Raw genomic sequence first — 7,249 nt, 5'->3', positions numbered from 1 at the left:
GTTCCCACGATGGCCTCTCTACGTCAACGACGGCGAAAACCCCGCGGGAAGTGACACCACGCTAAGAGACTCACCCTCCGCGCCCTGAAGCTCCCGCGCCGCGTACTCTCGACGCGCCCCAGCCCCGCGACCCACCCCCGGTCCGAATCAACGTCATCGCGCCGAATCCATACACGCCCGGCGCGCGCCGCGCATGGACTCGGCGCAGAGATGTGGACTCGGCGAGGAGGAATGACGGCGCAGCACCGCGACCGCCGCGCAGCAGCGCGACCCCCGCGACCGCGGCGCGACACACGCGCAGCACCGCGACCCACGCGCAGCGGCGCCACCCACGCGCAGCACCGCGACCGCCGTGAGCAGCAGCGCCACCCCCCGACCAGGGCGCGGCCGCTACCGCACGACGAGGCGCGGGGTGACGAGGCGGTGGGCCTGGGCGTCGGTGGCGTCGTCGGGCAGGGCGAGCAGGTCGAGCACGGCGCGCGCGACCTCGCCGAGCTGCTGCTCGACGCTCGAGAAGCCGAGGGACACGGCGACGGGGGTGTCGTCGAAGCCGCAGACCGGCACGGTGTCGCCGACGGCGAGGAACGCGCCGAGCGCGAGGGAGTCGGAGGCGCACACGATCGCGTCGACGTCGGTGCGCGCGACGAGCTCGCGGGCCGCGCGTCCGCCTTCGGCGACGCCTTCGAGGGCGTCGATCTCGAGGTCGGCGAGCAGGCCGTCGGCGGACATTCCGGCGGGAGCATGTTCGGCGATCACGCTCGCCCATCCGGCGCGCCGGTCGTCGCCGGTGCCCGATCCGGTGGGCCAGCCGATGTATCCGACCCGGGGTCCGGCGGTCGCGACGAAGTGCGCGGTCGCGGCGCGCACGCCGGCCTGCCCGTCGACGTCGACCCACGGATGCGGCGCGTCGAGGTGTCCCCAGGGCCTGCCGAAGGCGACGAACCGGATGCCGCGGCCCCAGAGCCAGTCGATGCGCGGGTCGTCGTGCACGGTCGAGGTGAGCACGAACGCGTCGACGTCCGCGCCGTCGCTGAGGCGTCGCAGCTGGGCGATCTCGTCGTCGGCGTCGGCGGCGGTGAACAGCATGACCCGCAGGCCGCGGGTGGCGGCCTGTTCGGTGAGCGCGTGCAGGAACCGGTCGAGGACGCTCCCCGAGATGCCGTCGGCGGCGAGGTGGTCGAGCCGGATGCCGATCGTGGAGCTTCGTCGGGTGCGCAGCCGGCGGGCGGAGGCGTGGGGCAGGTAGCCGAGCTCCTGAATGGCCCGCTCGACCCGCTCGCGGGTCTCGGGCCGCACGATCTCGGGGGAGTTGAGCACGTTCGAGACGGTCTGACGGGAGACGCCGGCGGCGGCTGCGACATCGATGACGGTCGGCTGCGAGTGCATCGTGTCCCCCTCTCGGATGCCGCGGGCCGCGGCATCCGCGTCGCGCAGGCACGTCCGGGTCTGCCGCGCACCCGCTTGACAGCCCTCCGGCCCGCCTCGTACGTTATCAGCGATCGGATTTGATGGTTCAAATTGAACGATCAAAACCAGCAGAGCAGCTGACGCTCTCGACTCATCCGAGGATGGATGGGCGGACACAAGGAGATCACATGCGCACTACAGCACGTCGCGGCCTGGCGTTCGTCGCCCTCGCCGCCACCGCGACCCTCGGCCTCACGGCCTGCGGGTCGGGATTCTCGTCGGGAAGCTCCACGAGCGGGTCCGGCACCCTCACCTCGTCGAACGACCCGCTGACGGTCATGATCGGCTCGTCGGGCGACGCGGAGACCAAGGCCGTCACGGCCGCCGTCGACAGCTGGTCGCAGAGCTCGGGCACCAAGGCCACCGTGGTCGCGGCATCCAACCTCAGCCAGCAGCTGTCGCAGGGCTTCGCCGCCGGAAAGCCGGCCGATGTCTTCTACCTCTCGACCGACGCCCTCGCCGGCTACGCGTCGAACGGGTCGCTGCTCGCCTACGGCGACCAGCTCGCCAACAAGAGCGACTTCTACCCGAGCCTGGTGAGCTCGTTCACCTACGACGGCAAGTTCTACTGCGCGCCGAAGGACTTCTCGACGCTGCAGCTGATCATCAACACCGACATGTGGCAGGCCGCGGGCCTGACCGACTCCGACTACCCGAAGACGTGGGACGACCTGACCGCCGTGGCCAAGAAGCTCACGACCGCCGGTCACGTCGGTCTCGGCATCTCGGGCGAGTACGCCCGCATCGGCTCCTTCATGGTGCAGGCCGGCGGCAACCTCATGAACGACGACTCGACGCAGGCGACCGCCAACTCGACCGCGAACGTGCAGGCGCTCGACTACGTCAAGCAGCTGCTCAACGGCGGCGAGCTGAAGTACGCCAAGGACCTCGGCGCGGGCTGGGGCGGTGAGGCCTTCGGCAAGGGTCTGGCCGCGATGACGATCGAGGGCAACTGGATTACGGGTGCCATGAGCTCCGACTACCCGAACGTGAAGTACAAGGTCGTGGAGCTTCTCGCCGGTCCCGCTGGGCAGGGCACCCTGCAGTTCACGAACTGCTGGGGCATCGCCGCCGACAGCCCCAACCAGGCCGCCGCACTCAAGCTCGTCGAGCAGCTGACCAGCAAGGACAGCCAGCTGGCGTTCTCGAAGGCGTTCGGCGTCATGCCGTCGATCACCTCGGCTGCCGATGAGTGGAAGAGCGAGAACGCGGCGCTGGTGCCGTTCCTCGACGCCGCCTCCTATGCCAAGGGCGTGCCGACGGCAAAGGGCTCGGCCGACGTCGTGACCGACCTCAACAGCAAGCTCGAGTCCCTCGCCACGAGCGACCCGCAGACGATCCTCGACGCGACGCAGACGAACCTGCAGGCGCTGCTGGCCAAGTAAGGGGCATCCGCCATCATGTCCGCAACCACGAGTCGGCCTCGCCGCTCCGCGCTCCGGCGCGGTGAGGCCGCCTCGGGGTGGATCTTCACCGCCCCGGTCGTCATCCTGCTCGGCCTCTTCCTCGGCGTGCCCGTCCTCATGGCGCTGTGGGTGAGCTTCTCCGACTGGGGCGGCCGGGGCAGCCCCTTCTCGTCCGGCGTGCACTTCGTCGGGCTCGACAACTACGCGCAGCTGCTCACCGGCGGCGGCCTCGCCACGCAGGACTTCGGCATGGCGCTGAAGAACAACGCCTGGTACGTGCTGCTGGTCGTGCCGATCCAGACGGCCGTCGCGCTGGGACTGGCGGTTCTCGTGAACCGTCAGGTGCTGCGCGGGCGCGGCTTCTTCCGCACCGCGTTCTACTTCCCGTCGGTCACGAGCTCGGTGGCGATCACCGTGCTCTGGCTGTTCCTGTTCTCGGCGACGGGCGCCGTCAACGCGGTGCTCTCGTGGGTGGGCATCCACGGTCCGAACTGGTTCAACGACCCGCACGGCATCGTGCAGAACCTGCTGGGCGTCTTCGGCGTGACCCAGGGGCCGGCGGCCCTCACCGACAACACGTTCCTCGGCGTCTCGTGGTGGAACTGGCTGGGCGGCCCGTCGGTCGCCATGTCGGCGTTCATCATCATGGCCGTGTTCACGACGAGCGGCACGTTCATGCTGCTGTTCATCGCGGCGCTCCAGAACCTCTCCGGCGACGTGACCGAGGCGGCCATCATGGACGGCGCGAACGGCTGGCAGCGCTTCTGGCAGGTCACCCTCCCGCAGCTGCGTCCGACCCTTTTCACGGTGCTGACGCTCGGCCTGATCGGCTGCTGGCAGGTCTTCGACCAGATCTACACGGGCACGCAGGGCGCCCCGGGCAAGACCACGCTGACGCCCGCGTACCTCTCCTATCAGAGCTCGTTCGTCAACCAGGAGTGGGGGCAGGGTGCGGCGATCGCGTTCATCCTGTTCGTCATCATCGTCGTGCTGACGCTGCTGCAGCGTTGGGTGCTGCGTGAGCGCAAGGTGTCCCGCCGTCGCATGCGCCTCTATCAGAGCGCGGTCGTCGAGAGCGCGGTCATCGAGAAGGGGGGTCGCTCGTGAGCGTCGCCACCGCCGCTCGTCGCGCCCGTCGCAGCTTCCGCCTCGGCGGACCGATCACCTATGTCGTGCTGAGCGCGCTCGCGATCGTCTACATCGCCCCGTTCCTGATCCAGGTGGCGACGGCGTTCAAGACCGATGAGGATGCCACGGCGAACCCGGTCTCGCTGATCCCCAACCCGTTCACCACCCAGGCCTTCACGACCCTGTTCGCGAACTCCGACTTCCCGGTGTGGTTCATGAACTCCGCGATCGTCACGGTCTTCGTCACCCTCGGACGCGCCTTCTTCGCCTCCCTCGCCGGTTACGCGCTGGCGCGCCTGCGCTTCCCGGGGCGCGGCGTCGTGTTCGCCGCCCTGGTGGCGGTGATGTCGGTGCCGACGGTGGTGCTCCTCATCCCGAAGTTCCTCGTCATCAACCAGCTCGGCATCTACGACTCGTACACGGGCATGATCGTGCCGCTGCTGGCGGACGCGGCGAGCGTGTTCATCATGAAGAACTTCTTCGAGTCGATCCCGCCGAGCGTCGAGGAGCAGGCGCGCATCGACGGCGCGGGCAGCTTCCGGGTGTTCTGGTCGGTCGTGCTGCCGATGGCGCGTCCGGCGCTCATCACGATCATCATCCTGTCGTTCCAGGGGTCGTGGAACGAGCTCGCGCACTTCATCGTGTCGACGCAGAGCCCGGCGCTGACGACCCTCACGAAGGGCGTCGCGGGGCTCGCGAGCGGCCAGCTCTCGCAGGGCAACCAGTTCCCGATCAAGCTGGCCGCGGCGGCTCTCATGACGATCCCGGTGGCGGTGCTGTTCTTCATCTTCCAGCGCCGCATCATGAACTCCAGCGACGGGGCGGTGAAGGAGTGACCGCGCGGCATCCGACGATCGTCGCCACGTGCGGCGGGTTCGTGCCGGGATCGTGGAGCGATGCGGCGTACGGCCCGATGCTGCTCCATGCGATCGCGCTCGCCCGCGTCGAGGGTCGGCGCCCGCGGGTCGCTCATCTCAACACCGCGGGCGGCGACCAGCGCCACATCGAGGGCGTCGAGCTCGAGGCGGCGAGACTGGTCGGGGTGGATGCCTCGCACGTCCACCTCTTCCCGCATCCCAACGTGCCCGACCTGCGCGCGCACCTGCTCGCCCAGGACGTCATCTGGGTCAGCGGGGGCAGCGTGCTGAACCTGCTGGCGCTCTGGCGTCTGCACGGACTCGACGTGATCCTCGACGAGGCGTGGCGTGCCGGCGTGGTGCTGGCGGGCGGCTCGGCGGGCGCCCTGTGCTGGCATGCCGGAGCGACGACCTCGTCGCGCGGTCCCGGCATCGACGTGCTCGCCGACGGACTGGCGTTCGTGCCCGGCTCTCTCGCCGTGCACTACGACTCCGACCCGACGCGGCGCGTGGTGCACGAGGCCGCGATCGCGGCGGGCGAGCTCCCCGCCGGGTACGCGCTCGATGAGGGCACCGGCCTCGTCTATCGCGGCACCGAGCTCGTCGACGTCATCGCCGAGCGGCCCGGCGGCGCGGTGTGGCGCATCGAGCGCGACGCCGCCGGCGACGTGCACCCGCAGCCGATCCAGCCTCGCGTGCTCGGCGCTCTGCGCGCCGCGGGCTGAGCGCGGCATCCGATTCTTCTCTCTCCCGTCCGACCGGAAGGCACCCTCTTCATGACCACCGACGTCCGCGTGCAGGCCGCCGACACGTCCATCCCGTCCGCCCCCCTGCAGCCGCTGCTGCACGACAGTGTGGTCGCGCTCGCCGCGCCCACGCAGGTGTGGTCGTCGCCGAGCGGGACGGTGGGGGAGCGTCCCATCCACGGGCTGTACCACTCCGACGTTCGGGTGCTCGACCGCATCGTGCTGGGCATCGACGGGTCGGCGATCGAGCCGATCGCGACCGAGCATCGGGATGCCGCGTCCCTCGCGTTCATCGCGCTCGCCCGCGGGCTCGACGACGCGACCGCCGACCCGCGGGTGCGCGTCGAGGTGACCCGCACGGTGACCCCCGGCGGGATGACCGAGCGCATCCGGATCGTGAACGGGCTCGACGAGCCCGTGGCGGCGCGGGTGACACTCGCCCTCGCCGGCGACTTCGCGCAGCTGCACGAGGTGAAGGCGGGTCTCGAGGGCGACCGCATCGCGGTGGCCCGCCAGGTCGGCGACGGCGTCGCGGTGCTGAGCCGCGACACGGCCCGCGCCGAGATCGCCGTCTCCGGCGCGCGCCTCGTCGAGGGTGCCGGCGCCGGGGAGGTCGAGATCGTCTGGGATGCCGCGGCCGACCCCCGCGGCGCGGCCGAACTGGTGTGGCGGGTGTCCGCCTCCGACACGGCCGCCGTCGTGCGCGGAGCCGCCGAGCCGCCCAACTGGCGCGCGCTCGCCCCGAGCGGCGACGACCGCCTCGACCGCTGGGTCGCCCGCGCGACCGGCGACCTCGAGGCGCTGCGCATGGCGACGGTCGCCTCCCCCGACGACGTCTTCCTCGCCGCGGGGGCGCCGTGGTTCTTCACCCTGTTCGGCCGTGACTCGCTGTGGGCCGCGCGCCTCGCGCTGCCCCTCGGGCACGAGCTGGCCGCATCGACACTGCGTGTGCTGGCCGGCTACCAGGGTGCGAAGAGCGACCCCGAGACATCCGAGCAGCCCGGCCGCATCATGCACGAGCTGCGCGCGGTGCAGAACGAGATCCCCGGCGAGAACGTCTCGCTGCCTCCGCTCTACTACGGCACGGTCGACGCGACCCCGCTGTGGATCACCCTGCTGCACGACGCCTTCGTCGCCGGGATGCCGCGGCCCGAAGTCGAGGCGCTGCTGCCCACCCTCGACCGTGCGCTCGGCTGGCTGCGCGACCACGCCGACAGCGACGGAGACGGCTTCCTCGAGTACATCGACGAGTCCGGACGCGGCCTCGCCAACCAGGGCTGGAAGGACTCCGGCGACTCGATCCGCTGGAACGACGGCACGATCGCGACCGGCCCCATCGCGCTGTGCGAGGTGCAGGGCTACGCCTACGAGGCGGCGCTGGCCGCGGCATCCCTGCTGGACGAGTTCGGCCGCGCGGACGGCGACGAGTGGCGCGCGTGGGCCGCGCAGATGAAGCAGCGCTTCGCCGCCGCGTTCTGGATCGACGACGCGCGCGGCGGCTACCCCGCCATCGCGCTCGACGCCGACAAGCGGCGCGTCGACGCGGTCACGAGCAATATCGGGCATCTGCTCGGCACGGGCATCCTCACCGAGGCGCAGAGCGCGGCGGTCGCCGCCCATCTGGTCAGCGCCGACATGTCGTCGG

The 7,249-nt window shown here is 70.8% G+C and carries 6 protein-coding genes; 5 read left to right on the top strand and 1 reads right to left on the bottom strand.

The annotated features are described in order from the left end of the window. Positions 1-390: 390 nt before the first annotated feature. Complete coding sequence (locus ABT08_RS12100) at positions 391-1,386, bottom strand: LacI family DNA-binding transcriptional regulator (protein ID WP_056519059.1); 996 nt, start codon at positions 1,384-1,386, stop codon at positions 391-393. A gap of 209 nt (positions 1,387-1,595) precedes the next feature. Here ABT08_RS12100 and ABT08_RS12095 point away from each other — a divergent pair, with 209 nt between their 5' ends. From ABT08_RS12095 to ABT08_RS12075, 5 genes are all read left to right on the top strand, one after another. Beyond that, positions 1,596-2,852: a sugar ABC transporter substrate-binding protein gene (locus ABT08_RS12095; RefSeq protein ID WP_288115115.1), complete on the top strand. Its 1,257-nt coding sequence runs from the start codon at positions 1,596-1,598 to the stop codon at positions 2,850-2,852. A gap of 15 nt (positions 2,853-2,867) precedes the next feature. After that, complete coding sequence (locus ABT08_RS12090) at positions 2,868-3,980, top strand: carbohydrate ABC transporter permease (RefSeq protein ID WP_288115113.1); 1,113 nt, start codon at positions 2,868-2,870, stop codon at positions 3,978-3,980. Positions 3,981-4,033: 53 nt separating this feature from the next. After that, positions 4,034-4,837: a carbohydrate ABC transporter permease gene (locus tag ABT08_RS12085; protein WP_235557407.1), complete on the top strand. Its 804-nt coding sequence runs from the start codon at positions 4,034-4,036 to the stop codon at positions 4,835-4,837. After that, entirely contained in the window at positions 4,834-5,583 is a 750-nt protein-coding gene (locus tag ABT08_RS12080; protein WP_056207487.1) for a Type 1 glutamine amidotransferase-like domain-containing protein, read from the top strand. Before ABT08_RS12085 ends, ABT08_RS12080 begins: the two co-directional genes overlap by 4 nt. Before the next feature lie 51 nt (positions 5,584-5,634). Then, positions 5,635-7,249: glycogen debranching N-terminal domain-containing protein (locus tag ABT08_RS12075; RefSeq protein ID WP_288115111.1), on the top strand; the 1,615-nt coding region annotated here is incomplete at its 3' end.

The sequence above is a fragment of the Microbacterium sp. SCN 71-21 genome (assembly GCF_001725695.1).
GTDB lineage: Bacteria > Actinomycetota > Actinomycetes > Actinomycetales > Microbacteriaceae > Microbacterium > Microbacterium ginsengisoli.
Note: the sequence above shows the minus strand (reverse complement) of the source record. Positions and strands in the feature narration are given on the sequence as shown.